Here is a 25,249-nt window from a genome sequence, read left to right as displayed (position 1 = left end):
AGTTATTGCTTCAACAGTACGATCATCTTCAGTGAGAAGTCGAAAAATACCATTTTAGCGTTTACATTCTGTTCAATATGTTTTTGAGCTTCACTCAGTTCGTCCATGATGCCCATCACGTTTCGTTCGTTTACAAAAGGGGCAAACCGTGTAGCGAAGTTCTGTTCATCTAATGTCATATAAGTCAATTCTTTCCGATGCAGGTTGTAGATGAAATTCTCCCGGATCATCCGTTGGCAGTACTCCAGGAAGTTCTTCTGACGTTCACGTCCCATGCCTGACACTTGTTCGCTCCACAATTTCATTTCCCGGATTTTTCTTTGGTAAGAAAGGCGCATCAGGCTGACAAATAACTCAAAAAACAGTTGATTCTCTTCATTCAGATGAATGGTTTCAAGCGCTTTGATAAAGTTTCCGTTAGCCAGGTGGGCAATCGAAATACTGGTCGCCTGCTGCACTCCATATTTGTTTTGTAAAGCGTCGGCAATGCATTGTTCGTCTATTTTGCGTAGATTGAAACGTTGTGTGCGGCTCAGTATCGTTTGGAGAATTAATTCCGGATTCTCTGATACCAGTAAGAAAATCGTTTTCTGGGGTGGTTCTTCCAGCAGCTTTAATAACTTGTTGGCACAAGCTTGCTGCATCTTTTCGGGAAGCCAAAGAATGGTAATCTTAAATCCTCCTTCGCTGGATTTAAGGCTGAGCTTTTTCATGATCTCATCACTTTCTTTGGTGTAAATCACCGCCTGTGCATTTTCTGCGTTAATTTCGTTTAGCCAGTGGTTAATCGTAAAATAGGGATTATTCAGTACCAGTTTTCTCCATTCCACAATGTAATCATCACTTCTTCCGTTTTTTACTACCGGAAAAACGAAGTGAACATCGGGGTGAACCAGCTTATTGAACTTCACACACGACGGACAGACTCCACAAGCGTCTGTCTCACTGCGGTTCGTGCAACTCAGGTAGCGTGCATAGGCTAATGCCAATGGAAACTTGCCCACACCTTCAGGCCCGCAGAAAAGTTGGGCGTGTGGTATGCGTCCTTCGCTGACTTCTTGTATCAGTCGCTGCTTGGCTGCCTCTTGTCCGATGACGTCTCTGAAAAACATAGTTTAATAAATCGCTTTGGCTACTTCTTTTATACTGTCCACTGCTCCGATGGAGTAAAAGTGGATACTGGGTACACCGGCGGCCATCAGCTCTTTACATTGGTTGATACACCATTCGATACCCACTTTGCAGGCTTCCTCGTCTGTTTTGCACTTCAGTGCTTCCTGGGTTAGTTCTTCCGGAAGGTCTACCTTAAATGTTTTCGGAACCATGCTTAGTTGGGATAACTTCTTGAAAGGTTTGATGCCCGGAATAATCGGGATGTGTATTCCTGCCTGGTGTACTCTTTCTACGAAATCAAAGTATTTCTTGTTGTCATAGAACAATTGTGTCACAGCATATTCGGCTCCGGCCTCCACTTTCTTTTTCAGCCAATGGATATCCATGTCGATGTTAGGTGCTTCTTCATGTTTTTCCGGATAACAGGCCACTCCATAAGAGAAAGGAGTATTTGTTACTTTCATCTCCGAACCGTCTACAAAGATACCTTTATTGAAATTATTGATCTGTTCCTGTAACTCTAAAGCATGATGATGTCCGTCTCCTTCGGGGGTAAAAACCGATTCGTGCTTTGCTTTATCTCCACGGAGAACCAACAGATCGGTAATTCCCAGGAATTGTAGGTCGAGCAGTACGTATTCAGTTTCTTCCTGAGTAAAACCACTGCACAGAATGTGAGGTACTACCGTCATATTATACTTGTTCTGGATAGCAGCTGCTACAGCTACGGTTCCCGGACGTCTTCGTAGCCGATTGCGCTGATAAAGCCCATTCCCCAGATCTCTGTATACATATTCACTGCGGTGCGTAGTGATATTGATATACTTGGGGTCAAATTCTCGTAATGTATCTATGGTTTGATACAGCTTCTCAATACCCGTACCTTTCAGAGGAGGAAGTATTTCAAAAGAGAAGGCTGTTTTTTCGTTGCTATGTATTAAGTCAATTACTCTCATTGTTTCTTTATTCGTCGTTGCTCTCCTTATAATAAGGTGCATATTGGGACAAAAATACGAAAAAAAGATGAAATGAAATCGTTGTGGAACCCTAAAAGATTGCTATCTCTTCCGGTTATGAATCTTTTTTGGCTGTTAACCGATACTTTTAATGAATGAAAGGCAGGATTTACATGGACAGATGCTCCTTTGGGGATATTTTTAAAGTTCGGTTTTGTTGTCCCTTCTGTTGATTTTGCTGGTGTATTTGTTCTTTTATTCCTTATGACAGAAATCTTAGAACTACCTTATGACGGTACATCTTGTTTATTTTGAAAGACCTTTGCGCTTGAATTGCGAAAGAGTCATAATTAGCTGATTTTGCCCTGGAAAACGATGAAAGAAAGTTTTTGTCTGTTACTATAACTGCTTTCATATGCTTTGGTAGAACATGCCCTGCTTTTGGGCGGGAGAGAAATTATGGCAAAATATGCTTTTAACATTAGTCTTTTATCTTTTCTTTTCGTCCCGTTTCACTCTTTCCCGATCTCTTCCCTTTTTTCTTTTTGTATCTTTCATCTCCCACAGGGCGGACGCTCAATAAGTATAACATCTTATTAGGGTTGTATTATTTCCTAAATATGTAGTCCCTTCCCTGTATTTTTCAATATTTCCTGCTCCTTTTGTCTGTGTGTAATATAATTCATTACATTTGTTTTTTACTATATTAAATCCATATCGCAATATGACCATTCAAGCATTTTCAGCTATTATTCCTGATGTAAGAGATGATAAGAATAAAATATATCAGTCTAACGAAATAGTGTTCATCGCCCTAGTCGCTGTTATCTGCGGTGCTGATACGTGGAACGAAATAGAAACATTCGGAAAAACACATGAATCATATTTCAAGGCTCGTCTTCCGGGTTTGGTTTCTATTCCTTCTCATGATACCTTGAGCCGTTTCTTCTCCATATTGGATATCGATTGGTTTGAAGAATGTTTCAGGTTGTGGGTTGATGACATCTGCCGTAGAATCCCCGGAGTGGTAGCTATTGATGGAAAAGCCATTTGTGATAATCCCGATAAAAGTAGTAACTCAAAAAATGGAGTGAGAAGTAAACTCTACATGGTCAGTGCCTGGTCTGTATCTAACGGTATTTGCCTTGGGCAAAGAAAAGTAGAAGAAAAATCGAATGAAATAAAAGCTATCCCCGAGCTGATAAAGACACTGGAGCTTGAGAATTGTATCATAACCATTGATGCTATCGGCTGTCAGAAATCAATCACTAAACTAATAATAGAGAACAAGGCTGACTATATTTTATGTGCCAAAGATAATCACGAAGCACTCAGGGATATAATAGAGTTTAATCTTAGTGAGGAATCGAGATACTATTTATGTCACGCAAAAAGGTACTTTGAGGAAAACAAAGGGCATGGAAGAAGTGAATACAGAGAATGTGCATGCATAAGCGCTAAAAATCTTCAGTATTTTCTCAAAGGCTGGACGGGAATCAAGACATTGGCAATGATAAATTCTATTAGAAAAATGGGGGATAAAGAGGCTGTCATGGAAACAAGGTATTATATATCATCATTGGAACCTGACCCGATTATCATACTCAAATCGATTAGATCACACTGGGAGGTTGAAAATAACCTACATTGGGTACTTGATATAGGATTCAGAGAAGATGATGACAGGAAAACAGGAAATGCAGCTATCAACTTTTCTGCCATATCAAAGTTAGCACTCATGCTATTGAAACAGAGTGACATCAAACTGGGAATGGCAGGAAAGAGGAAAGCATGTGGATGGGATGAGAAAATAAGAGATAAAGTCATTGGTATTGAAAAAATATAGAAAATGATAAGATGTTATATTTATTGAGCGTCCGCCCTGCATCTCCCATTCGCTTTTCTCCTCTCCTCCGCGAAATGCATTTCTATCTTCCATCTTCCACCTTTTTCAATCTTTTTGTCTGATTATCATTTAGTTAATAGGGTGGAAGATCGCGTTTTCAGCCTGTTTGTCTTCCACCCTCATCTTCCATCTTCCACCCTCTGCCATCGCTTGAAAAACTTTCCTAATTCACTCGTATTCAGAAGTATACTTTCTGTTTCTTGTCAGTTTTTCCCTTAAAAAGCATTTTCATATCCCCGCTTGTTTGCTTGAAAATGCTTTGCTTTTTTCCGGAAGTCCTTTGTTATTTGCCGCTTGGGATATTCTTTGCTCCCCGTCCGCCCCATTTCCTGTCCGTTATTCCCTTTCTCCCGCCTTTCCTTTTTCACCGGCGCTTTCCCTCAAGCATGGTCTGTCCGAAGCATACGTTGCCTTGACGCTGCCTTTACGTGCGTCCCCCCGTAACCTCGAATGCGGGTTCCATTTACCAACCGGGGTAAACGCTTTTACATGCCGAGGTAAATGGCTTTACATGCTGAGGTAAATGCTTTTACATGCCCGGGTAAATGGCTTTACATCAAGAATAAAATTCAGGTAAATATACTCTTCTGATTATCAATGACATTTAACTGCTGACCCAGCTACGCATTTGTCCGGGTGCCCCCTGAGAATCCCTTTCCCATATCCCCCCCTGAGAAATTTGCAACCGCCTGGCGGTTCGTTCCCAACACAGATTCCCCTCCCTCCCCAATGAATCCCCTCCTTGTTTTCCAAGTATTCCCCCCCTCTATATATTATAATAATGTGTCCCCTTGGCCTCCCTTTTCCCCTTTTTTTAAAGTATGCTTTTAAAACCTACCTCTCCCTCAGCCCTTTACATATAAATTTATATTTTTATGAAAAAAAACTTCCTTATATATTTGCCTTGTATTGGTAAATCGCGTACTTTTGCACCCGCTTTCCAAGAGAGGGAGAGCCGATTGAAATTGACATGTTGCAGGCGCGTATTGATTGCCTTAACGAACAACCAAAATAATCTCCTTTTTCTTTGGAGTTTAATATTAAAATTCGTTATCTTTGCAGTCCGATTCGCGATAAAAGGCGTTTATTCCGGTGCCTTTCCCTTTCGCTAAGAGAGCCAGAGAACAGACCGGGAAAACATTTTAAAAAAAACTTCCAGAAACATTTGGTGTTTTAAAATAAACCTTTTACCTTTGCACCCGCTTTTAAAACGAAGCGCAATCGAAAAGAAGCGTTCTTTGAAAAATTGATAAACAATACAAGTAGTACAAGTAAATTTAGAACCGTCAATACTTATTATATAGGTATATGAAAAATGACCGTCAATAAATTTTCGACATCCTGAACAGAGCTAATATTGTCCCTTATTGGGATATATAACAATACTTTTACAATGAAGAGTTTGATCCTGGCTCAGGATGAACGCTAGCTACAGGCTTAACACATGCAAGTCGAGGGGCATCAGGAAGAAAGCTTGCTTTCTTTGCTGGCGACCGGCGCACGGGTGAGTAACACGTATCCAACCTGCCCTTTACTCGGGGATAGCCTTTCGAAAGAAAGATTAATACCCGATGGGATAATCATTCCGCATGGTTTGATTATTAAAGGATTCCGGTAAAGGATGGGGATGCGTTCCATTAGGTTGTTGGTGAGGTAACGGCCCACCAAGCCTTCGATGGATAGGGGTTCTGAGAGGAAGGTCCCCCACATTGGAACTGAGACACGGTCCAAACTCCTACAGGGGAGGCAGCAGTGAGGAATATTGGTCAATGGGCGCGAGCCTGAACCAGCCAAGTAGCGTGAAGGATGACTGCCCTATGGGTTGTAAACTTCTTTTTATATTAGAATAAAGTGCAGTATGTATACTGTTTTGTATGTATAATATGAATAAGGATCGGCTAACTCCGTGCCAGCAGCCGCGGTAATACGGAGGATCCGAGCGTTATCCGGATTTATTGGGTTTAAAGGGAGCGTAGGTGGACTGGTAAGTCAGTTGTGAAAGTTTGCGGCTCAACCGTAAAATTGCAGTTGATACTGTCAGTCTTGAGTACAGTAGAGGTGGGCGGAATTCGTGGTGTAGCGGTGAAATGCTTAGATATCACGAAGAACTCCGATTGCGAAGGCAGCTCACTGGACTGCAACTGACACTGATGCTCGAAAGTGTGGGTATCAAACAGGATTAGATACCCTGGTAGTCCACACAGTAAACGATGAATACTCGCTGTTTGCGATATACAGTAAGCGGCCAAGCGAAAGCATTAAGTATTCCACCTGGGGAGTACGCCGGCAACGGTGAAACTCAAAGGAATTGACGGGGGCCCGCACAAGCGGAGGAACATGTGGTTTAATTCGATGATACGCGAGGAACCTTACCCGGGCTTAAATTGCAGTGGAATGATGTGGAAACATGTCAGTGAGCAATCACCACTGTGAAGGTGCTGCATGGTTGTCGTCAGCTCGTGCCGTGAGGTGTCGGCTTAAGTGCCATAACGAGCGCAACCCTTATCTTCAGTTACTAACAGGTCATGCTGAGGACTCTGGAGAGACTGCCGTCGTAAGATGTGAGGAAGGTGGGGATGACGTCAAATCAGCACGGCCCTTACGTCCGGGGCTACACACGTGTTACAATGGGGGTACAGAAGGCAGCTACCTGGTGACAGGATGCTAATCCCAAAAGCCTCTCTCAGTTCGGATCGAAGTCTGCAACCCGACTTCGTGAAGCTGGATTCGCTAGTAATCGCGCATCAGCCACGGCGCGGTGAATACGTTCCCGGGCCTTGTACACACCGCCCGTCAAGCCATGGGAGCCGGGGGTACCTGAAGTACGTAACCGCAAGGAGCGTCCTAGGGTAAAACTGGTGACTGGGGCTAAGTCGTAACAAGGTAGCCGTACCGGAAGGTGCGGCTGGAACACCTCCTTTCTGGAGCGATGTTGAAAACGACGTTCATCGGTTCTAAAATTGTACTACTGGTACTTGTTTATTTATAGAATATAGATCGACCATCTATAGCAATATAGATAGAGATAAACAAGAGAAAAACAGAAGCCGAGTCTAAGACAGGACACGGTTGAACTAGTCCTATAGCTCAGTTGGTTAGAGCGCTACACTGATAATGTAGAGGTCGGCAGTTCAACTCTGCCTGGGACTACCAAGACGAGATTGATATCTTGTATGATTGGGGGATTAGCTCAGCTGGCTAGAGCATCTGCCTTGCACGCAGAGGGTCAACGGTTCGAATCCGTTATTCTCCACCATTGATACTCTGGCAACACAAGTTGCCGAATGTTATCATACGATCTTTGACATGATGTACAAAAAAAGTAAATTTAGTAAGAGCTAAAAGTATATATCGAACCATTTGGTTCAGATCCTTTTTAAGAAAAGGAGATGAACCTGGCGATAAAAGAAAGTAAATAAGGGCGCATGGCGGATGCCTTGGCTCTCGGAGGCGATGAAGGACGTGATAAGCTGCGATAAGCTTCGGGTAGGTGCAAATAACCTTTGATCCGAAGATTTCCGAATGGGACAACCCGGCATTCTGAAGGAATGTCATCCAACCAAGTTGGAGGCTAACGCAGGGAACTGAAACATCTTAGTACCTGCAGGAAAAGAAAATAAATAATGATTCCCCTAGTAGTGGCGAGCGAACGGGGAATAGCCCAAACCACCCATGTTACGGCATGTGTGGGGTTGTAGGACCACGCTCTCGCAAGAAAGTTATTGAGAAGAAGCGGCTGGAAAGTCGCGCCATAGACGGTGATAGCCCGGTATTCTAAGGTAACTGAAGCGTAGTGGTATCCTGAGTAGCGCGGAGCACGAGGAATTCTGCGTGAACCAGCCGGGACCATCCGGTAAGGCTAAATACTCCCGAGAGACCGATAGCGAACCAGTACTGTGAAGGAAAGGTGAAAAGCACTTCGAATAGAAGAGTGAAATAGTCCCTGAAACCATGCGCCTACAAGCGGTCGGAGCAGCGTAAGTTGTGACGGCGTGCCTTTTGCATAATGAACCTACGAGTTACTTTTTCCGGCAAGGTTAAGCATCTTGAGATGTGGATCCGAAGCGAAAGCGAGTCTGAACAGGGCGGATAGTCGGAAGGAGTAGACGCGAAACCAAGTGATCTACCCTTGGGCAGGTTGAAGGTTAGGTAACACTAACTGGAGGACCGAACCGATAAGCGTTGAAAAGCTTCCGGATGACCTGAGGGTGGGGGTGAAAGGCTAATCAAACTTGGAGATAGCTCGTACTCCCCGAAATGCATTTAGGTGCAGCCTTGAGAATTACTAATGTGAGGTAGAGCGACTGATAAGATGCGAGGGCTTCACCGCCTATCAAGTCTTGATAAACTCCGAATGCGCATTAGTTCGATCTCAGGAGTGAGGGCATGGGTGCTAAGGTCCATGTCCTAAAGGAGAAGAATCCAGACCATCAGCTAAGGTCCCCAAATAAACACTAAGTTGAACTAACGAAGTCAGATTGCTAAGACAGCTAGGATGTTGGCTTGGAAGCAGCCATTCATTTAAAGAGTGCGTAACAGCTCACTAGTCGAGGAGTTTGGCGTGGATAATAATCGGGCATTAAGTGTTTTACCGAAGCTATGGGATACGTAAGTATCGGTAGGGGAGCATTCCACTCTGCGTTGAAGGCTAAGCGTGAGCTTTACTGGAGCGTGTGGAAAAGCAAATGTAGGTATAAGTAACGATAAAGGGGGTGAGAAACCCCTCGCCGCAAGACTAAGGTTTCCTGATCAACGCTAATCGGATCAGGGTTAGTCGGGTCCTAAGGCTCAGCCGAACGGTGATGCCGATGGCAGAACAGGTTAATATTCCTGTACTAGCATTAAGAGTGACGTGGAGACGGAGGAGTGACAACGCCGCGGACTGACGGAATAGTCCGTTAAAGGGTGTAGATGTTGATTATCCCAGGCAAATCCGGGATAAGAGTCGAACCTGACAGTATACCAATTTCCTCGGAAAACGGTAATAGTGCGTGTAAACATACTCCCAAGAAAATCCGCTAAACTTAATCTTAATGGTACCCGTACCGCAAACGGACACACGTAGTCGGGTTGAATATACTCAGGCGCTTGAGTGAATCACGGTTAAGGAACTAGGCAAATTGACCCTGTAACTTCGGGATAAAGGGTCCCTACCCGGTGACGGGAGGGCGCAGAGAATAGGTCCAGGCAACTGTTTAACAAAAACACAGGGCTGTGCAAAATTGAAAGATCACGTATACAGCCTGACACCTGCCCGGTGCTGGAAGGTTAAGAGGAGATGTCATCGCAAGAGAAGCATTGAATTGAAGCCCCAGTAAACGGCGGCCGTAACTATAACGGTCCTAAGGTAGCGAAATTCCTTGTCGGGTAAGTTCCGACCTGCACGAATGGTGTAATGATCTGGACACTGTCTCAACCGTGAGCTCAGTGAAATTGTAGTATCGGTGAAGATGCCGATTACCCGCGATGGGACGAAAAGACCCCGTGAACCTTTACTATAGCTTAACATTGAATTTGGGTAATTGATGTGTAGGATAGGCCGGAGACTTTGAAGCAGGTACGCCAGTATTTGTGGAGTCGCTGTTGAAATACGGCCCTTTGATTATTTGAGTTCTAACTCGCATTTGCGAGGACACTGTTTGGTGGGTAGTTTGACTGGGGTGGTCGCCTCCAAAAGTGTAACGGAGGCTTCTAAAGGTGCCCTCACGCCGATTGGTAACCGGCGGCAGAGTGTAATGGCATAAGGGCGCTTGACTGGGGAGACTTACAAGTCGATCAGGTAGGAAACTAGAGCATAGTGATCCGGTGTTTCCGTATGGAAGGGACATCGCTCAAAGGATAAAAGGTACTCCGGGGATAACAGGCTGATCCCCTCCCAAGAGCTCATATCGACGACGGGGGGTTTGGCACCTCGATGTCGGCTCGTCACATCCTGGGGCTGGAGAAGGTCCCAAGGGTTGGGCTGTTCGCCCATTAAAGTGGCACGCGAGCTGGGTTCAGAACGTCGTGAGACAGTTCGGTCTCTATCTATCGTGGGCGCATGAAATTTGCGTGGCTCTGACACTAGTACGAGAGGACCGTGTTGGACTGACCTCTGGTTTACCGGTTGTGCCGCCAGGTGCATTGCCGGGTATCTAAGTCGGGATTGGATAAGTGCTGAAAGCATCTAAGTACGAAGCCAGCCACAAGATTAGATTTCTTTCAGGGTCGTTGTAGACTACAACGTTGATAGGACGCAGGTGTACAGGTGGTAACATCACAGCCGAGCGTTACTAATTGCCCGATGACTTTCTTTTATTGTCCTTTATGGTTTATATATCCGTTTAGCTTTACTATCCGGGTGATAGACGGCTAAGTTTACTTTTGTACATTATGTCTGCCTTATTCAGGTGACTATAGCATCAGGGTTCCACCTCTTCCCATTCCGAACAGAGAAGTTAAGCCTGATCACGCCGATGGTACTGCGTAACAGTGGGAGAGTAGGTAGTCGCCGTTTTTTCAGAGAGTTCATCCCCTCGGGTCAGAAGACACGAGGGGATGACTTGTTTATAGACGTAGGAAAAGAAGGAGGGAGGATAACAACCGAACTGATGCACTCGTTTATAAATAAAGAACTTTACTCTTCCGGATAAACAACATCCCCTGTCAATCATTTTATCAGCTTTATTCGGAATGTTTCTGGTTAAAAGAAGCTGTGTGGGACAGAACCCTAATGGCGAAAGTCAAGGAGGCTATGAGAAAAGCCTCCCTGCTATTAGTGATAAATGAAATATTATACTCTGCTGTCAGCTCCCCACATCATTTTAGTGCGAAGAGTGTCGAAAAAGATGTGATTAAAGCGTTTTACTACTTTAATGCTATAGTCAGCTCTCCGGATTGTGAGGCGGGTTGTTTCCTTACAGGTTTCGCTACTGCCGTCAATTGCAACCAGGAAATTGTGGCTACGACTTTCTACATCTAAAGTGATTTCCCAGTCATCACAGATCACTATAGGCCTTACGTTTAAACTGTGTGGAGCAACCGGAGTAATTGCGATGGTTTTGGAATGGGGAACAATGATAGGACCACCTACGCTTAATGAATATGCAGTGGAACCTGTTGGAGTGGCGATAATGAGCCCGTCAGCCTGGTAAGTCGTGAGGTGTGCTCCGTTAATAGCAGTACGGATACTGATCATGGATGAACTGTCCCGCTTTAATACGGCTATTTCATTGAGCGCATAAGGTGAATCTTGCAAATGTTTGTCGTCACAAAGCAATTGGAGTACACTCCGTTCTTCAACTGTATAATGGTTCTGGTAGATTTCTTCAATCGTTTCTTCCATTTCTTCCGGGGATACATCTGCTAAGAACCCTAATCGTCCGGTATTGATACCCAAAATAGGGATTCCTTTGTTACCTACCCGTCGTGCCGCTTTTAGAAAAGTACCATCTCCGCCAATACTGATCACCATGTCTGCATCAAAATAGTCTTCATCGAACAAATTATCCGCCTTGACGTTCAGTTTTAAGTCGGATTTCAGGAAACGATGAAATTCTCTGCATACACAGATTTCTGCTCCATGTTTTTCGAGCAAATTGAACAAAGTAGCAGCATGTGAAGACTTCTTGGCTTGGTATGTATTTCCGAAAATGGCAAATTTCATGTTGATAAAAGTTTCTAGTGTGTCGCAAATTTGGGATTTTTTTTCGGTATTGCTGTTATCTTATCGCTAATATTTGTACTTTTGCGCAAAACATATGGGTAAAAGGTCCGTATTATATTAAGACATAGAACTATGACTAAATTAAGTGTGAACATAAACAAAGTGGCTACCCTTCGGAATGCCCGTGGGGGAAATGTTCCGAACGTGGTTAAGGTGGCGTTGGATTGTGAGAGTTTCGGTGCTGACGGCATAACGGTTCACCCACGTCCGGATGAACGTCATATCCGTCGTTCGGATGTGTATGATTTGCGTCCGTTGCTTCGGACTGAATTTAATATTGAAGGATATCCTTCTCCGGAGTTTATTGATTTGGTGTTGAAGGTGAAACCTCATCAGGTGACTTTAGTGCCGGACGATCCTTCTCAGATAACTTCTAATTCAGGATGGGATACAAAGGCTAATTTTGATTTTCTGACGGAAGTTTTGGACGAGTTTAACGGGGCAGGTATCCGTACATCTGTATTTGTGGCAGCCGATGCGGAAATGATTGAGTATGCGGCAAAAGCAGGTGCCGACCGTGTAGAGCTATATACCGAACCTTATGCTACTGCTTATCCCAAAGATCCGGCAGCGGCTGTTGCTCCTTTTGTTGAAGCTGCTAAAGTGGCCCGCCGGTTGGGAATTGGTCTGAACGCCGGTCACGACTTGAGTTTATTGAATCTGAATTACTTTTATAAAAACATACCCTGGCTGGACGAGGTCTCTATCGGTCATGCTTTAATAAGTGATGCGCTGTATCTGGGATTGGAACGTACCATTCAGGAATATAAAAACTGTCTTCGCTAATGAATGCAATGCTACTATTAGCCCAAGTGGCTACCAACCTGGTTGATTCCGTTGCATCGGCCAACCCTGTACTGACTCCTGTATCTGCTCCGGCTGAAATGAATATGCTTGATATGGCTATTAAGGGTGGATGGATTATGATTGTTTTGGGAGTACTGTCTGTAGTTTGTTTCTACATCCTGTTTGAACGTAACTATGTGATCCGAAAAGCCGGTAAGGAAGATCCGATGTTTATGGATAAGATCAAAGACTATATCCATAGTGGTGAGATTAAGTCGGCAATTAATTATTGCCGAACGATGAATACCCCTTCCGCCCGTATGATCGAAAAAGGGATTAGCCGTCTGGGACGTCCGGTAAATGACGTACAGGTTGCTATTGAGAATGTGGGAAATATTGAGGTGGCTAAGTTGGAAAAAGGCCTGACTGTGATGGCTACTATTTCAGGTGGTGCTCCGATGCTCGGTTTCCTGGGTACAGTAACCGGTATGGTGCGGGCTTTTTATGAAATGGCAAATGCCGGAAGCGGTAATATTGATATCACACTGCTTTCAGGAGGTATTTATGAAGCTATGATTACTACCGTAGGTGGTCTGATTGTCGGTATTATTGCTATGTTTGCTTACAACTATCTGGTGATGCTGGTAGATAGAGTGGTCAATAAGATGGAGTCCAGAACCATGGAGTTTATGGACCTGCTTAATGAACCTGCACAGAAATAAGGTGCTGAGATAAAATAGAGTGCGTAGCCAATTGGCACATTGACATATTGGCATATTGAAGAATTATTTTATGGCATTAAAGCGTCGAGCAAAAATATCACCCAACTTTAGTATGGCATCTATGACGGACGTCATATTCCTGTTGCTTATCTTTTTTATGATAACTTCAACTGTTGTGTCGCCCAATGCGATTAAAGTGTTATTGCCACAAGGCAAACAGCAAACTTCGGCTAAACCGTTGACAAGAGTTATCATTGATAAGGACCTGAACTATTATGCAGCGTTCGGTAATGAAAAAGAGCATGCTTTAGGCTTGGAGGAATTGACTCCATTCCTGCAAAGCTGTGCGGATAAAGAACCTGAGATGTATGTTGCTCTCTATGCGGATGAAACTGTACCTTACCGTGAGATCGTTAAGGTGCTGAATATCGCGAATGAGAATCATTTTAAAATGGTGCTGGCTACCCGCCCGCCGGAAACAAGGAAGAAATGAACATAAAAAGAAAGAGTGAATATATAGGGGCGTTGGGTGCATTGTTGGTGCATGTGGCTATTATTGCTCTTTTGATTCTGGTAAGTTTTGCTGTTCCACGTCCGGACGAAGAAGCCGGCGGTGTACCGGTGATGATGGGAGATGTGGATGCGGCTTATGGAAATTATGATCCCTCCACTATGGTGGACGTGGAAGTAATGCCTGAAGAAGTGCCGGCTCCGCAACCCGTACCCGAAGTGGAAGCCGAACAGGAAATGATTACGCAGACCGAAGAAGAAACGGTTGCTATAAAACCCAAGGTCGAGCCTAAGAAGGAGAAGCCGAAAGTAGAGAAGAAGCCTGAAAAAACAGCCGAAGAAAAGGCTGCCGAAGCTAAAAAACTTGCTGAAGAAAGGGCAGAGCGTGAGCGCAAGGCCGCTGCAGAAGCTGCCAGTAAACGAGTAGCCGGTGCCTTTGGTAAAGGCTCGCAGATGGGGGGAAGCAAAGGTAGTGCTACTTCGGGTGAAGGAGTAGAAGGAAGTAAAGATGGCAATTCGTCGACCGGAGCAAAGTCCGGAGTCGGGGGATATGGAACATTTAATCTTGGCGGACGTTCTATAGGAGAGGGAGGTTTGCCCCGTCCCGTATACAACGTTCAGGAAGAGGGGCGAGTAGTTGTTTCTATTACCGTGAATCCAGCTGGTCATGTGATTGCTACCAGTATCAACCGATTGACTAACACGGTAAATTCGACTTTGCGTAAAGCTGCTGAAGATGCGGCTAAAAAAGCACGTTTTAATGCCGTAAACGGAGTGAACAACCAGACAGGAACGATTACTTATTATTTTAATTTGAAATAATTAATGCTTAAAGTACCGTGTTTTTAGAAAGGTGGGCTTTGAGTTTATAACATCTAAATGATATAGATTATGGGAACAGTTTATGCATTTTTCGCAGACGGATTTGAAGAAATTGAAGCGCTTACTACAATTGATACATTGAGACGCGCTGGTTTAGATGTAGAAATTGTATCTGTTACGCCAGACGAGATTGTAGTCGGTGCGCATGATGTATCTGTGCTTTGCGATAAGAATTTTGAGAATTGTGATTTCTTTGATGCTGAGTTGCTGTTTTTGCCGGGAGGAATGCCGGGTGCTGCCACTCTGGACAAACATGAAGGGTTGCGTAAGTTAATTCTTAGCTTTGCGGAGAAAAACAAGCCTATTGCCGCTATTTGTGCCGCCCCGATGGTACTTGGAAAACTGGGACTTCTGAGAGGTCGCAGAGTAACCTGTTATCCCAGCTTCGAACAGTACCTGGAAGGTGCGGAGTGTACTAACGAGCCGGTTGTCAGAGATGGTAACATCATTACCGGTATGGGACCGGGTGCTGCGATGGAATTTGCATTGACTATTGTAGATACATTGTTAGGCAAGGAAAAAGTAAACGAGCTGGTAGAGGCCATGTGCGTAAGACGTTAAGCCTATGTATCGGACTGCTTTGATTGTAGCCGGGGGGAAGGGACTCCGCATGGGAAGTGAACTTCCCAAACAGTTTCTTCCCATTGGCGGAAAGCCTGTATTGATGCATACGTTGGAAGCTTTTCATCGATTCGATAAGAGAATGCAGCTTATTCTCGTATTGCCCCGGGAACAGCAGGGGTTTTGGCGGGAACTGTGTGAAACGCATGGATTTAACATCAGGCATGAAATTGCCGATGGAGGTGAAACCCGTTTCCACTCGGTTAAAAACGGATTGGCTTTGATAAACGGTATCGGTGGTATGGTGGGGGTGCATGACGGTGTTCGTCCTTTCGTATCGCAGGAAGTGATTGCCCGTTGTTTCCGGGAAGCTGCTGTGCGAAAAGCCGTAATTCCTGTCATCGATGTTGTAGAAACCGTGCGCCATCTCACAGGATCAGGCAGTGAGACTGTAAACCGTAATGATTATAAACTGGTTCAAACTCCCCAGGTATTCGATGCCGATTTACTGAGAAGAGCTTATGAACAAGAGTTTACTCCCTTTTTTACTGATGATGCCTCCGTGGTAGAGGCTATGGGAGTTCCTGTCCATCTGGTGGAGGGAAACCGTGAAAATATAAAAATAACTACTCCATTTGATTTGAAAGTAGCTTCAGCCTTGTTGTAATGTTCGATTTAGCTACACGAGACATAAAGTACTTATCCGGTGTTGGTCCGCAAAAAGCTGCGGTTCTGAATAAAGAGTTGGAGATTTATTCATTGCATGATCTGCTCTATTATTTTCCTTATAAATATGTAGACCGGAGTCGCATCTATTACATTCATGAAATAGATGGTAATATGCCGTATATACAGTTGAAGGGAAAGATACTTGGCTTTGAAACTTTTGGTGAAGGGCGGCAGAGAAGATTATTAGCACATTTCTCGGATGGCACAGGAGTCGTTGACCTCGTGTGGTTTCAGGGTATAAAGTATGTCACAGGTAAGTATAAACTTCACGAAGAATATATTATCTTTGGTAAGCCGACCGTGTTTAACGGAAGAATTAACGTAGCCCATCCCGATATAGATAATCCCGCTGATTTGAAATTGTCATCAATGGGACTCCAACCTTATTATAATACAACGGAGAAGATGAAACGTAGCTTTCTCAACTCCCATGCCATTGAAAAGATGATGGCAACCATTATCGGACAGATTCAGGAGCCTTTGCCCGAGACACTTTCACCTAAACTGATTGCCGACCATCATCTGATGCCTTTGACGGAAGCTTTACGGAATATTCATTTTCCTTCTAATCCGGAGCTGTTGAGGAAGGCGGAATATCGTCTTAAGTTCGAAGAGCTCTTTTATGTACAGCTCAATATTCTGAGATATGCCAAAGATCGGCAACGTAAATACCGCGGTTATGTTTTCGAAACAGTCGGTAAAATCTTCAATACATTTTATTCTAAGAATCTTCCTTTCGAACTGACCGGGGCTCAAAAGCGGGTTTTGAGAGAAATCCGGCAGGACGTCGGTTGCGGAAAGCAAATGAATCGCCTGTTGCAGGGGGATGTGGGAAGTGGGAAAACACTGGTGGCCTTGATGAGTATGCTGATTGCCCTTGATAATGGTTTTCAGGCTTGTATGATGGCGCCTACTGAGATTTTGGCTAACCAACATTACGATACAATCAAAGAGTTGTTGTTTGGAATGGATGTGCGGGTGGAACTCCTGACAGGTTCGGTGAAAGGAAAGAAACGGGAAGCTATCCTTGCGGGACTCCTGACCGGAGATGTACATATATTGATCGGTACCCACGCCGTTATTGAAGATACTGTAAATTTTGCTTCTTTAGGATTGGCCGTAATTGACGAACAACACCGCTTTGGTGTGGCACAGCGTGCCAGACTGTGGAGCAAGAGTATTCAGCCGCCCCATGTATTGGTTATGACTGCTACTCCGATTCCACGTACGCTGGCAATGACACTTTATGGTGATTTGGATGTCTCTGTCATAGATGAATTGCCTCCCGGACGTAAGCCGATCTCTACTATTCACCAGTTTGATAACCGGAGAGAAAGTTTATATCGTTCGGTACGTAAACAAATTGAAGAAGGGCGCCAGATTTATATTGTATATCCCTTGATTAAGGAGAGTGAAAAGATTGATTTGAAAAATCTTGAAGAAGGGTATTTGCATATTTGTGAGGAGTTTCCCGACTGTAAGGTTTGTAAAGTGCATGGCAAAATGAAACCTGCCGAGAAAGATGCGCAGATGCAACTTTTTATTTCGGGTGAAGCGCAGATTATGGTAGCTACTACAGTGATTGAAGTAGGAGTGAATGTGCCTAACGCTTCGGTGATGATTATCGAAAATGCCGAACGCTTCGGACTTTCACAGTTACATCAGTTGCGTGGCCGGGTAGGGCGTGGAGCCGACCAATCATATTGCATTCTGGTCACTACCTATAAGCTGACTGAAGAGACCCGGAAACGTCTGGAAATAATGGTACGCACCAATGACGGATTTGAAATAGCTGAAGCCGATCTTAAACTCCGGGGACCAGGTGACCTGGAAGGTACACAGCAAAGTGGTATTGCTTTCGACTTAAAGATTGCGGATATTGCCCGTGACGGTCAACTCTTGCAATACGTGCGTAATATCGCAGAAGAAATAACGGATGCCGATCCGGGCGGCGTGTTGCCGGAGAATGAAATTCTATGGCGGCAGCTGAAAGCATTGCGCAAGACGAATGTTAACTGGGCTGCCATTAGCTGAAAAACGGTTAAACATGTAGCTTTTTTACATAAACATGTTGCATAACATATTTCTCTTTATTTCCTCTGTTTATGGAGGTTTAGAGAAATATTTCTTTAATTCTGCTATTTATCCTTATAAAAAATAGTTAAGAGGATACCTGCCGTTTCGCTTAGAAATGCTATCTTTGGGGGAATTTTAAAATAAATGAGCACTTTAACCTTTTGAAACTGTACGTTATGATGGAAAAAACATTGGTCATTCTGAAACCTTGTACTCTTCAGCGAGGACTGGTTGGCGAGATTACTCGTCGTTTTGAGCGTAAAGGATTGCGTTTGGCGGGAATGAAAATGATGCAGTTGACAGATGAAGTGTTAAGTGAGCATTATTCACACCTTAGTTCGAAACCATTCTTTCAGCGAGTGAAAGATTCTATGATGACGGCTCCCGTTATCGTTTGTTGTTTTGAAGGTGTGGATGCTATTCAAGCCGTTCGTGCATTGGCAGGACCAACTAACGGACGTCTGGCAGCCCCGGGGACCATTCGCGGAGATTATAGTATGAGCTTTCAAGAGAACATTGTTCATACCTCTGATTCGCCGGAAACCGCAGTTGTCGAATTAAACAGATTCTTTAAACCGGAAGAAATATTCGATTACAAACAGGCTACTTTTGACTACCTGTATGCAAATGACGAATATTGATTGAATTGAATTAAACAAGACGAATGAATTTCAATTGCATTAAAACAGTAATGATTGCCGCTGCGGCTATGATCAGCCTGAACTCTTTTTCTCAGGATTTGATTGCCCGTCAGGCACCGATTGACAGAAAATTAAAAAGTGTAGATTCATTAGCATTGCAGAAACAGATTCGCGCAGAACAGTCTGAATATCCTGCACTGAGTCTGTATCCTAATTGGAACAACCAGTACGTACATGCTTACGGAAAGGATGCTATAATTCCCGATTCTTATACAATCGATCTCACGGGTTTCCATATGCCTACTCCCAGTACCCGTATCACTTCTCCCTTCGGACCACGTTGGAGAAGAATGCATAATGGACTTGACATCAAAGTGAACATTGGAGATACCATTGTAGCTGCTTTCGACGGAAAGGTACGTATTGTGAAGTATGAACGTAGAGGTTATGGTAAATATGTCGTTATTCGTCACGACAATGGACTGGAAACCGTATACGGTCACTTATCCAAACAGCTTGTAGAAGAGAACCAATTGGTAAAAGCCGGTGAACCCATTGCCTTGGGAGGAAATACCGGACGTTCAACGGGATCTCACTTGCATTTTGAGACCCGTTTCCTGGGTATTGCCATCAATCCTGCATTAATGTTCGACTTCCCGAAACAGGATATCGTTGCCGATACATATACATTCAGAAAAACAAGAGGTTACGAACGTAACAAAGCCGGTTCACATGATACTAATATAGCATCGGACGGCGAAATCAGATATTACAAGGTTAAGAAAGGCGACAGTTTGTCCAGAATCGCTAAACTGCGCGGTGTTTCAGTTAGCACACTTTGCAAGTTGAATCGTATTACCACGAAGACAACACTTCGTCCGGGGCAAGTATTGCGCTGTTCATAATAGTTATACTACATAGACGGAAGAGGGCACTTTAATATTATTTAGAGTGCCCTCTTTTCATTTTTCTTTAATTATTGTTACCTTTGCACACTATTTGTAAGGAAATGAAAGATACCAGGCAACAATTTGAACATGTCATAGCATTATGCCGTGACCTATTCTCTAAGAAACTGCATGATTACGGTCCTGCATGGCGTATTCTGCGTCCTGCTTCCGTAACAGATCAGATATTTATCAAAGCCAACCGTATTCGTAGTATTGAAGTAAAAGGGGTGACTCTTGTCGACGAAGGAATCCGTTCCGAGTTTATTGCTATTGTCAACTATGGTATTATCGGGTTGATACAATTGGAACTCGGATATGCAGAGTCGGCTGATATAACAGTAGATGAAGCATTGGCTTTGTACGATAAGTATGCAAAGGAAGCATTGGAATTGATGCTTGCCAAGAATCATGATTATGATGAGGCATGGCGCAGTATGCGCGTTAGCTCGTATACTGATTTGATACTGATGAAGATTTATCGTACCAAGCAGATAGAGAGCCTTGCCGGTCAGACATTGGTATCAGAAGGCATTGACGCTAATTACATGGATATGATTAACTATTCTGTTTTCGGATTGATTAAGATAGAATTTGAAGGATAAGGAGCTACATATTATTCAGAAAGTATGGACCAATCTGTGCCGCTTCGTGCTGGCAGGGGTGTTCATCTTTTCAGGATTCGTGAAAGCAGTCGATCCGTTGGGATCGGAATATAAGATACAAGATTATCTGGATGCTTTCGGGATGGGAACGTGGTTTCCGGCCTTTTTCCCTTTGTTGGCGGGTATTGTTTTGTCAGCTGTCGAGTTTTCGGTAGGTGTGTTTCTGTTTTTTGGTATCCGGAAAACAACCGCTACCTGGTTGGCTTTGTTGCTGATGATCTGTATGACCCCTCTTACTCTGTATTTGGCATTGGCTAATCCGGTATCCGATTGTGGTTGTTTCGGTGACGCTTGGGTATTGACAAACTGGCAAACATTTTGGAAGAATGTTATTTTGCTGATTGCAGCAATTTCCGTTTTCCGGTGGAAGCATCAGATGATCCGTTTTATCAGTGCTAAGATGGAATGGCTCGTATCTCTATATACTTTCCTGTTTGTGTTTGCGCTTTCGTTCTATTGTCTGGGCAACTTGCCGATACTGGATTTTCGTCCTTATAAGATAGGGAAGAATATTCCGGAAAACATGAGTATCCCGGCAGGGGCAAAGCCGACGGTTTACGAGAGTGTTTTCGTGTTGGAGAAGAATGGTGAAAAGAAAGAGTTCTCGTTGGAAAATTATCCCGATAGTACCTGGAAATTCATTGAAGCGCGGACCGTTGTGAAAGAGAAAGGTTATGAGCCTTCTATCCATGATTTCTCAATGACTAATCTTGAAACAGGTGAAGATATTACAGATAAAGTACTGGCAGATAAAAACTATACATTCTTATTGGTAGCCCATCGGATTGAAGAGGCAGATGACAGTAACATCGATCTGATAAATGAGATTTATGATTATGCGGTAGAGCATGGTTATGGCTTTTACTGCCTGACCTCTTCGCTGGATTATCAGATAGAACAATGGAAAGATAAAACCGGAGCGGAATATCCGTTCTGCCTGATGGATGATATTACGTTGAAAACGATGATACGTTCCAATCCGGGACTGATGCTGATTAAAGAAGGTACCATTTTAAATAAATGGAGTGATAGTGAATTGCCTGATGAATATGCCCTGACTGACAAACTGGAAAATCTTGAACTGGGAAAACAGAAACAAGAGAGCGATGTGCATACGATCGGTTATGTGCTCCTTTGGTTTGCTATCCCTTTATTGATGGTTTTGGGAGTTGATATTCTGGTTGTGAAGCGTCTTGAAAAGAAACGTAAAAAGGCTGCTGACAAAGCTGCCGGAAATTCACAAGTCTCTTCTGAAACGCAGAAGAATGAATAATTGAATCGTAAATTTATTAACCCTTTTAATAAAAAACAAAATGAGAAAAAACATTGTTGCAGGAAACTGGAAAATGAACAAAACCCTCCAAGAGGGTATTGCTCTTGCAAAAGAACTGAATGAAGCATTGGCTAACGAAAAGCCTAACTGTGAGGTTATCATCTGTACTCCGTTTATCCACCTTGCTTCTGTAACTCCTCTTGTAGATGCTGCCAAGATTGGTGTTGGTGCTGAAAACTGCGCTGATAAAGAATCAGGTGCTTACACAGGTGAAGTTTCAGCCGCTATGGTTGCTTCTACAGGTGCTAAATATGTCATCCTGGGTCACTCAGAACGTCGTGCTTACTACGGTGAAACAGTTGAAATCCTGAAAGACAAAGTGAAATTGGCTTTGGCTAACGGTTTGACTCCTATTTTCTGTATCGGTGAAGTTCTGGAAGAACGCGAAGCTAACAAACAGAACGAAGTGGTTGCTGCTCAGTTAGAATCTGTATTCGATCTTTCTGCAGAAGACTTTGCTAAGATCGTTTTGGCTTACGAACCGGTTTGGGCTATCGGTACAGGTAAAACTGCTACTCCTGACCAGGCACAGGAAATCCATGCATTTATCCGTTCTGCTGTGGCCGGAAAATATGGAAAAGAAATTGCCGACAACACTTCTATCCTTTACGGTGGTAGCTGTAAACCTTCTAATGCAAAAGAACTGTTTGCCAACCCGGATGTTGACGGTGGCTTGATCGGTGGTGCTGCTTTGAAGGTTGCCGATTTCAAAGGTATCATTGATGCATTCAATTAATTAAAAGATTAAGAACTGGAAGTTGGGAATGTTGGTTATACCAATCAATCCATTCTCAATTTTCAGTTCTCCATTCCTCAATTGACAAGCTTATGAAGAAATTGAGCTTACTGTTTTTATTATTGGTTCTTGCGGCAGGCGTACAGGCTCAAAGCGATATTGTGAAGAGTCTGGAACGTAACGTGCCGGGGCAAGGGAAAGTGACCATTCATCAAGATCCACGCATTGCAGCTTTATTGGGTAGTGTTCCTCCCAGTACCGGTGAACAGAAGATACTCAAGTCTTCCGGATACCGGATACAGACTTATGCCGGCAATAATACTCGCCAGGCCAAGAACGAGGCGCATAACGTAGGCTCCCGGGTTAAGGAGTATTTTCCGGAACTTTCCGTTTATACCTCTTTCAATCCTCCCCGCTGGTTGTGCAGGGTAGGCGATTTTCGTAGTATCGAAGAAGCTGATGCCATGATGCGCAAGCTGAAAGCAACCGGTGTGTTTAAGGAAGTCTCTATTGTTAAAGATCAAATCAATATCCCCCTGTAATTATGTTAGAAAAAGAAGAAATCAACTCTCCGGCTTTGGAGGATTTAAAGAAGCATTATCGCAGTATTATCACTCTTTTAGGTGAGGATGCCGAACGGGAAGGTTTACTGAAGACCCCCGAACGTGTTGCTAAAGCTATGTTGACTCTGACTAAAGGTTATCACATGGATCCGCATGAAGTGCTTCGTTCGGCTAAGTTTCAGGAAGAATACAGCCAGATGGTGATTGTGAAAGATATCGATTTCTTCTCTCTTTGCGAACATCACATGCTGCCTTTCTACGGCAAAGCGCATGTGGCTTATATTCCTAACGGTTATATCACCGGACTTAGCAAGATAGCCCGGGTGGTAGATATTTTCTCTCACCGGTTGCAAGTGCAGGAGCGCATGACGCTCCAGATTAAAGAGTGCATCCAGGAAACCCTCAATCCATTGGGAGTGATGGTTGTCGTTGAAGCCAAACACATGTGTATGCAGATGCGTGGTGTTGAGAAACAAAATTCTGTAACTACTACTTCCGATTTTACAGGTGCTTTCAACCAGGCTAAAACCCGCGAAGAGTTTATGAATCTGATTCGTCAGAGATAAGTCTGGTGTAGTATATTATTGGTATATAGGGGCAATCGCGCTGAATTTATTAGTATTTAAGTTTGTTTATATAGCTTTTGTTTTTTATTTTTGTGCTAAATGAATTAACTTTTATTTTAGCGTATGCCCTCCAATTCCAGTGACTTAATCCGGTTCAACAAGTTCTTTTCCGAGAATCAGCAACGGTTTATCCGGTTTGCATGGACTTATACGCGTGACGAGATCGTAGCCGAAGATATCGTTATGGAGGCTTTAATGTCCTATTGGGAAAACCGTCTTAAGATCTCTTCTGAGATCAATCCTTCTGCCTATGTCCTTACAGTCGTAAAGAATAAGTGCCTTAATCATCTCCGCCATTTACAATTGGTCAATGAAGTGTCCGATCGCGTCAGTTCTCATTCAGAATGGGAGTTGTCCAATCGTATCGCCACTTTGGATGCCTGTGAACCCAGTGCTTTATTTGCCGGAGAGGTGCAGAACATTATCGATCATGTGATTTCCCGTCTGTCCGCCAATACCGCCCGGATTTTTGTTCTGAGCCGTTACGAAAATAAATCCCACAAAGAAATAGCCGAGATAATGGGAATGACTGTAAAAGGCGTTGAATTTCATATCTCCAAAGCCACCAAAGAGCTTCGTGTAGCTCTGAAGGACTATCTGGTCTTGTTCCCTTTCTTATATGACTTCCTCACTTAAAAAAACATTCAGAAAAATGTATTCCGGGTATCCGAAGAAGGTACTGCCCATAAAAAAAGAACTTTTTTACTAGGGAGGTAATCTGTTTGCGTGTTATTAAGATGAATGCAGATAAAAACAGACCTATGAAAATAGAAAAAGAAATATTATATCGCTACTTTAACGGGGATGCCGGTTCTGAAGAAGAAAAGAAGATCCGCCAGTATATTGAAGCTTCCGAAGAAAACTGGAAGGAATATCTTCGGGAGAGGAAATTCTTCGATACGATTATTCTGAAGGAGCGGGCCGTTTCTGTCCAAAAGCAGGCCGGGCGACGACGGATGATCCGTAGAATCGGTTTTGAATGCCTGAAGGTGGTGGCTGTTCTGCTGATTGCTTTAGGGACAACGTATTTCTGGCTTAACCGACCCTCCGAAACAGAATCGAGAAGTGTGGTCAGCACTTTGAAGGGACAGATGGCGAACATCACTCTTCCCGACGGCAGCCGTGTCTGGCTTAACTCCAATACCCGAATTGAGTATCCGCAAAACTTTGCAGATAAAAGACGTGACGTAGAGATAGACGGCGAAGCCTATTTTGAGGTAACGCATGATGCAAAGAAACCCTTTGTGGTACATACTTCCGAAAAAGAACAGATTGAAGTACTCGGCACCCGGTTTTATGTAGAAGCCTATTCGGGTACCAAGGAGTTTGAGACAGCCTTGATAGAGGGAAGTGTCCGTGTGAAAGCAGGCAATTCCCAGTTAACGCTGCGTCCTTCGTACAAAGCCGTACTTAAAGGGGGCAAAATGACTGTCGAAAAAATCACTGATTTTGATACTTACCGTTGGCGTGAAGGACTGATTTGTTTTAAGAGTAAACGGTTTACTGAAATACTGCGAGAGTTTGAAAAGTATTATGGTGTCGGGATAGGATTTGATGCCGCCAAAGTAGACAATCCGGTACTTACTGTCAAGTTCCGCTTGTCCGACGGAATAGAATATGCATTACGTGTTTTGCAGAGGGACGTGAACTTTAAGTACGTCCGGGATGATGAGAAGAATACATTTACCATTAAATAAATTGTTGAACCTTTAATAAGAATACTGCCTATGAAGAATACCGCTTAAATCTGATTGAAACAAAAGGCCGGTAAGTACTGCAATACCTACCAGCC

The 25,249-nt window shown here is 43.7% G+C and carries 20 protein-coding genes, 2 tRNA genes and 3 rRNA genes; 22 read left to right on the top strand and 3 right to left on the bottom strand.

Going from position 1 to position 25,249, the window contains the following annotated elements:
- Window positions 1-2: 2 nt before the first annotated feature.
- Together DBK98_RS00660 and metF are read right to left on the bottom strand one after the other, a co-directional pair.
- Window positions 3-1,112, bottom strand: coding sequence for a DNA polymerase III subunit delta' (locus DBK98_RS00660; RefSeq protein WP_005783087.1), 1,110 nt, complete (start codon window positions 1,110-1,112; stop codon window positions 3-5).
- Window positions 1,113-1,115: 3 nt separating this feature from the next.
- A complete protein-coding gene (gene metF / locus DBK98_RS00655) occupies window positions 1,116-2,069 on the bottom strand; it encodes a methylenetetrahydrofolate reductase [NAD(P)H] (protein ID WP_032535404.1) in 954 nt (317 codons plus the stop codon).
- Between the two features lie 724 nt (window positions 2,070-2,793).
- On the opposite strand from metF, the gene DBK98_RS00650 reads away from it, so the two are divergent.
- The 6 genes from DBK98_RS00650 (at window position 2,794) to rrf (ending at window position 10,471) form a co-directional block, all read left to right on the top strand.
- The gene (locus DBK98_RS00650; protein ID WP_032535402.1) at window positions 2,794-3,915 is read left to right on the top strand and encodes an ISAs1 family transposase; all 1,122 of its coding nucleotides are present in this window, start codon (window positions 2,794-2,796) and stop codon (window positions 3,913-3,915) included.
- A 1,450-nt stretch (window positions 3,916-5,365) separates the two neighbouring features.
- A 16S ribosomal RNA gene (locus tag DBK98_RS00645) occupies window positions 5,366-6,896 on the top strand.
- A 155-nt stretch (window positions 6,897-7,051) separates the two neighbouring features.
- A tRNA-Ile gene (locus tag DBK98_RS00640) sits at window positions 7,052-7,128 on the top strand.
- Window positions 7,129-7,154: 26 nt separating this feature from the next.
- A tRNA-Ala gene (locus tag DBK98_RS00635) sits at window positions 7,155-7,231 on the top strand.
- 149 nt (window positions 7,232-7,380) lie between these two features.
- A 23S ribosomal RNA gene (locus DBK98_RS00630) occupies window positions 7,381-10,271 on the top strand.
- An 89-nt stretch (window positions 10,272-10,360) separates the two neighbouring features.
- A 5S ribosomal RNA gene (rrf, locus tag DBK98_RS00625) occupies window positions 10,361-10,471 on the top strand.
- The 16S, 23S and 5S rRNA genes sit together here with 2 tRNA genes alongside, the layout of an rRNA operon.
- 276 nt (window positions 10,472-10,747) lie before the next feature.
- Here rrf and DBK98_RS00620 read toward each other — a convergent pair.
- On the bottom strand, window positions 10,748-11,620 hold the full coding sequence (locus tag DBK98_RS00620; protein WP_005781629.1) for an NAD kinase: 873 nt from the start codon (window positions 11,618-11,620) through the stop codon (window positions 10,748-10,750).
- A gap of 132 nt (window positions 11,621-11,752) precedes the next feature.
- On the opposite strand from DBK98_RS00620, the gene DBK98_RS00615 reads away from it, so the two are divergent.
- The 16 genes from DBK98_RS00615 (at window position 11,753) to DBK98_RS00540 (ending at window position 25,154) form a co-directional block, all read left to right on the top strand.
- Window positions 11,753-12,466, top strand: coding sequence for a pyridoxine 5'-phosphate synthase (locus tag DBK98_RS00615; protein ID WP_005781628.1), 714 nt, complete (start codon window positions 11,753-11,755; stop codon window positions 12,464-12,466).
- Window positions 12,466-13,188, top strand: coding sequence for a MotA/TolQ/ExbB proton channel family protein (locus DBK98_RS00610; RefSeq protein WP_005808670.1), 723 nt, complete (start codon window positions 12,466-12,468; stop codon window positions 13,186-13,188). The genes DBK98_RS00615 and DBK98_RS00610 overlap by 1 nt, the downstream gene beginning before the upstream one ends.
- A gap of 70 nt (window positions 13,189-13,258) precedes the next feature.
- Entirely contained in the window at window positions 13,259-13,681 is a 423-nt protein-coding gene (locus DBK98_RS00605; protein ID WP_005808668.1) for a biopolymer transporter ExbD, read from the top strand.
- Window positions 13,678-14,520 carry a cell envelope integrity protein TolA gene (locus DBK98_RS00600; RefSeq protein WP_005808666.1) on the top strand — a complete coding sequence of 281 codons (843 nt, stop codon included), beginning with the start codon at window positions 13,678-13,680 and terminating at the stop codon, window positions 14,518-14,520. The genes DBK98_RS00605 and DBK98_RS00600 overlap by 4 nt, the downstream gene beginning before the upstream one ends.
- 69 nt (window positions 14,521-14,589) lie before the next feature.
- Complete coding sequence (locus DBK98_RS00595; protein WP_005808664.1) at window positions 14,590-15,141, top strand: DJ-1 family glyoxalase III; 552 nt, start codon at window positions 14,590-14,592, stop codon at window positions 15,139-15,141.
- A 4-nt stretch (window positions 15,142-15,145) separates the two neighbouring features.
- The gene (locus DBK98_RS00590; RefSeq protein ID WP_005808662.1) at window positions 15,146-15,808 is read left to right on the top strand and encodes a 2-C-methyl-D-erythritol 4-phosphate cytidylyltransferase; all 663 of its coding nucleotides are present in this window, start codon (window positions 15,146-15,148) and stop codon (window positions 15,806-15,808) included.
- Window positions 15,808-17,904 (top strand): ATP-dependent DNA helicase RecG, encoded by a 2,097-nt coding sequence (gene recG, locus DBK98_RS00585; protein WP_005808660.1) that lies wholly within the window; start codon window positions 15,808-15,810, stop codon window positions 17,902-17,904. The genes DBK98_RS00590 and recG overlap by 1 nt, the downstream gene beginning before the upstream one ends.
- Before the next feature lie 218 nt (window positions 17,905-18,122).
- A complete protein-coding gene (ndk, locus tag DBK98_RS00580; RefSeq protein WP_005781616.1) occupies window positions 18,123-18,587 on the top strand; it encodes a nucleoside-diphosphate kinase in 465 nt (154 codons plus the stop codon).
- A 23-nt stretch (window positions 18,588-18,610) separates the two neighbouring features.
- Entirely contained in the window at window positions 18,611-19,492 is an 882-nt protein-coding gene (locus tag DBK98_RS00575) for a M23 family metallopeptidase (protein ID WP_005781615.1), read from the top strand.
- Between the two features lie 104 nt (window positions 19,493-19,596).
- Window positions 19,597-20,139 carry a DUF1599 domain-containing protein gene (locus tag DBK98_RS00570; RefSeq protein ID WP_032536753.1) on the top strand — a complete coding sequence of 181 codons (543 nt, stop codon included), beginning with the start codon at window positions 19,597-19,599 and terminating at the stop codon, window positions 20,137-20,139.
- Window positions 20,129-21,472, top strand: a complete 1,344-nt coding sequence (locus DBK98_RS00565; RefSeq protein WP_005808654.1) for a BT_3928 family protein — start codon at window positions 20,129-20,131, stop codon at window positions 21,470-21,472. The genes DBK98_RS00570 and DBK98_RS00565 overlap by 11 nt, the downstream gene beginning before the upstream one ends.
- Window positions 21,473-21,512: 40 nt before the next feature.
- Entirely contained in the window at window positions 21,513-22,268 is a 756-nt protein-coding gene (tpiA, locus tag DBK98_RS00560) for a triose-phosphate isomerase (RefSeq protein ID WP_032536754.1), read from the top strand.
- A gap of 92 nt (window positions 22,269-22,360) precedes the next feature.
- Window positions 22,361-22,810, top strand: coding sequence for an SPOR domain-containing protein (locus DBK98_RS00555; protein ID WP_005781608.1), 450 nt, complete (start codon window positions 22,361-22,363; stop codon window positions 22,808-22,810).
- Window positions 22,811-22,812: 2 nt separating this feature from the next.
- Entirely contained in the window at window positions 22,813-23,397 is a 585-nt protein-coding gene (gene folE / locus DBK98_RS00550; RefSeq protein ID WP_005821937.1) for a GTP cyclohydrolase I FolE, read from the top strand.
- Between the two features lie 123 nt (window positions 23,398-23,520).
- Window positions 23,521-24,093, top strand: coding sequence for an RNA polymerase sigma-70 factor (locus tag DBK98_RS00545; protein WP_005781604.1), 573 nt, complete (start codon window positions 23,521-23,523; stop codon window positions 24,091-24,093).
- Between the two features lie 125 nt (window positions 24,094-24,218).
- Entirely contained in the window at window positions 24,219-25,154 is a 936-nt protein-coding gene (locus tag DBK98_RS00540) for a FecR family protein (protein ID WP_032536755.1), read from the top strand.
- The last annotated feature ends 95 nt before the right edge of the window (window positions 25,155-25,249 follow it).

The sequence above is a fragment of the Bacteroides sp. PHL 2737 genome, from assembly GCF_004115325.2.
GTDB classification, from domain to species: Bacteria; Bacteroidota; Bacteroidia; order Bacteroidales; family Bacteroidaceae; genus Bacteroides; species Bacteroides hominis.
This window is presented reverse-complemented; position numbering and strand designations above follow the sequence as displayed.

Bases quoted from the DNA above. Each gene is read 5' to 3' on its own strand.
- DBK98_RS00660 (WP_005783087.1), bottom strand. From the start codon at position 1,112: ATGTTTTTCAGAGACGTCATCGGACAAGAGGCAGCCAAGCAGCGACTG.
- metF (WP_032535404.1), bottom strand. From the start codon at position 2,069: ATGAGAGTAATTGACTTAATACATAGCAACGAAAAAACAGCCTTCTCT.
- DBK98_RS00650 (WP_032535402.1), top strand. From the start codon at position 2,794: ATGACCATTCAAGCATTTTCAGCTATTATTCCTGATGTAAGAGATGAT.
- DBK98_RS00620 (WP_005781629.1), bottom strand. From the start codon at position 11,620: ATGAAATTTGCCATTTTCGGAAATACATACCAAGCCAAGAAGTCTTCA.
- DBK98_RS00615 (WP_005781628.1), top strand. From the start codon at position 11,753: ATGACTAAATTAAGTGTGAACATAAACAAAGTGGCTACCCTTCGGAAT.
- DBK98_RS00610 (WP_005808670.1), top strand. From the start codon at position 12,466: ATGAATGCAATGCTACTATTAGCCCAAGTGGCTACCAACCTGGTTGAT.
- DBK98_RS00605 (WP_005808668.1), top strand. From the start codon at position 13,259: ATGGCATTAAAGCGTCGAGCAAAAATATCACCCAACTTTAGTATGGCA.
- DBK98_RS00600 (WP_005808666.1), top strand. From the start codon at position 13,678: ATGAACATAAAAAGAAAGAGTGAATATATAGGGGCGTTGGGTGCATTG.
- DBK98_RS00595 (WP_005808664.1), top strand. From the start codon at position 14,590: ATGGGAACAGTTTATGCATTTTTCGCAGACGGATTTGAAGAAATTGAA.
- DBK98_RS00590 (WP_005808662.1), top strand. From the start codon at position 15,146: ATGTATCGGACTGCTTTGATTGTAGCCGGGGGGAAGGGACTCCGCATG.
- recG (WP_005808660.1), top strand. From the start codon at position 15,808: ATGTTCGATTTAGCTACACGAGACATAAAGTACTTATCCGGTGTTGGT.
- ndk (WP_005781616.1), top strand. From the start codon at position 18,123: ATGATGGAAAAAACATTGGTCATTCTGAAACCTTGTACTCTTCAGCGA.
- DBK98_RS00575 (WP_005781615.1), top strand. From the start codon at position 18,611: ATGAATTTCAATTGCATTAAAACAGTAATGATTGCCGCTGCGGCTATG.
- DBK98_RS00570 (WP_032536753.1), top strand. From the start codon at position 19,597: ATGAAAGATACCAGGCAACAATTTGAACATGTCATAGCATTATGCCGT.
- tpiA (WP_032536754.1), top strand. From the start codon at position 21,513: ATGAGAAAAAACATTGTTGCAGGAAACTGGAAAATGAACAAAACCCTC.
- DBK98_RS00555 (WP_005781608.1), top strand. From the start codon at position 22,361: ATGAAGAAATTGAGCTTACTGTTTTTATTATTGGTTCTTGCGGCAGGC.
- folE (WP_005821937.1), top strand. From the start codon at position 22,813: ATGTTAGAAAAAGAAGAAATCAACTCTCCGGCTTTGGAGGATTTAAAG.
- DBK98_RS00545 (WP_005781604.1), top strand. From the start codon at position 23,521: ATGCCCTCCAATTCCAGTGACTTAATCCGGTTCAACAAGTTCTTTTCC.
- DBK98_RS00540 (WP_032536755.1), top strand. From the start codon at position 24,219: ATGAAAATAGAAAAAGAAATATTATATCGCTACTTTAACGGGGATGCC.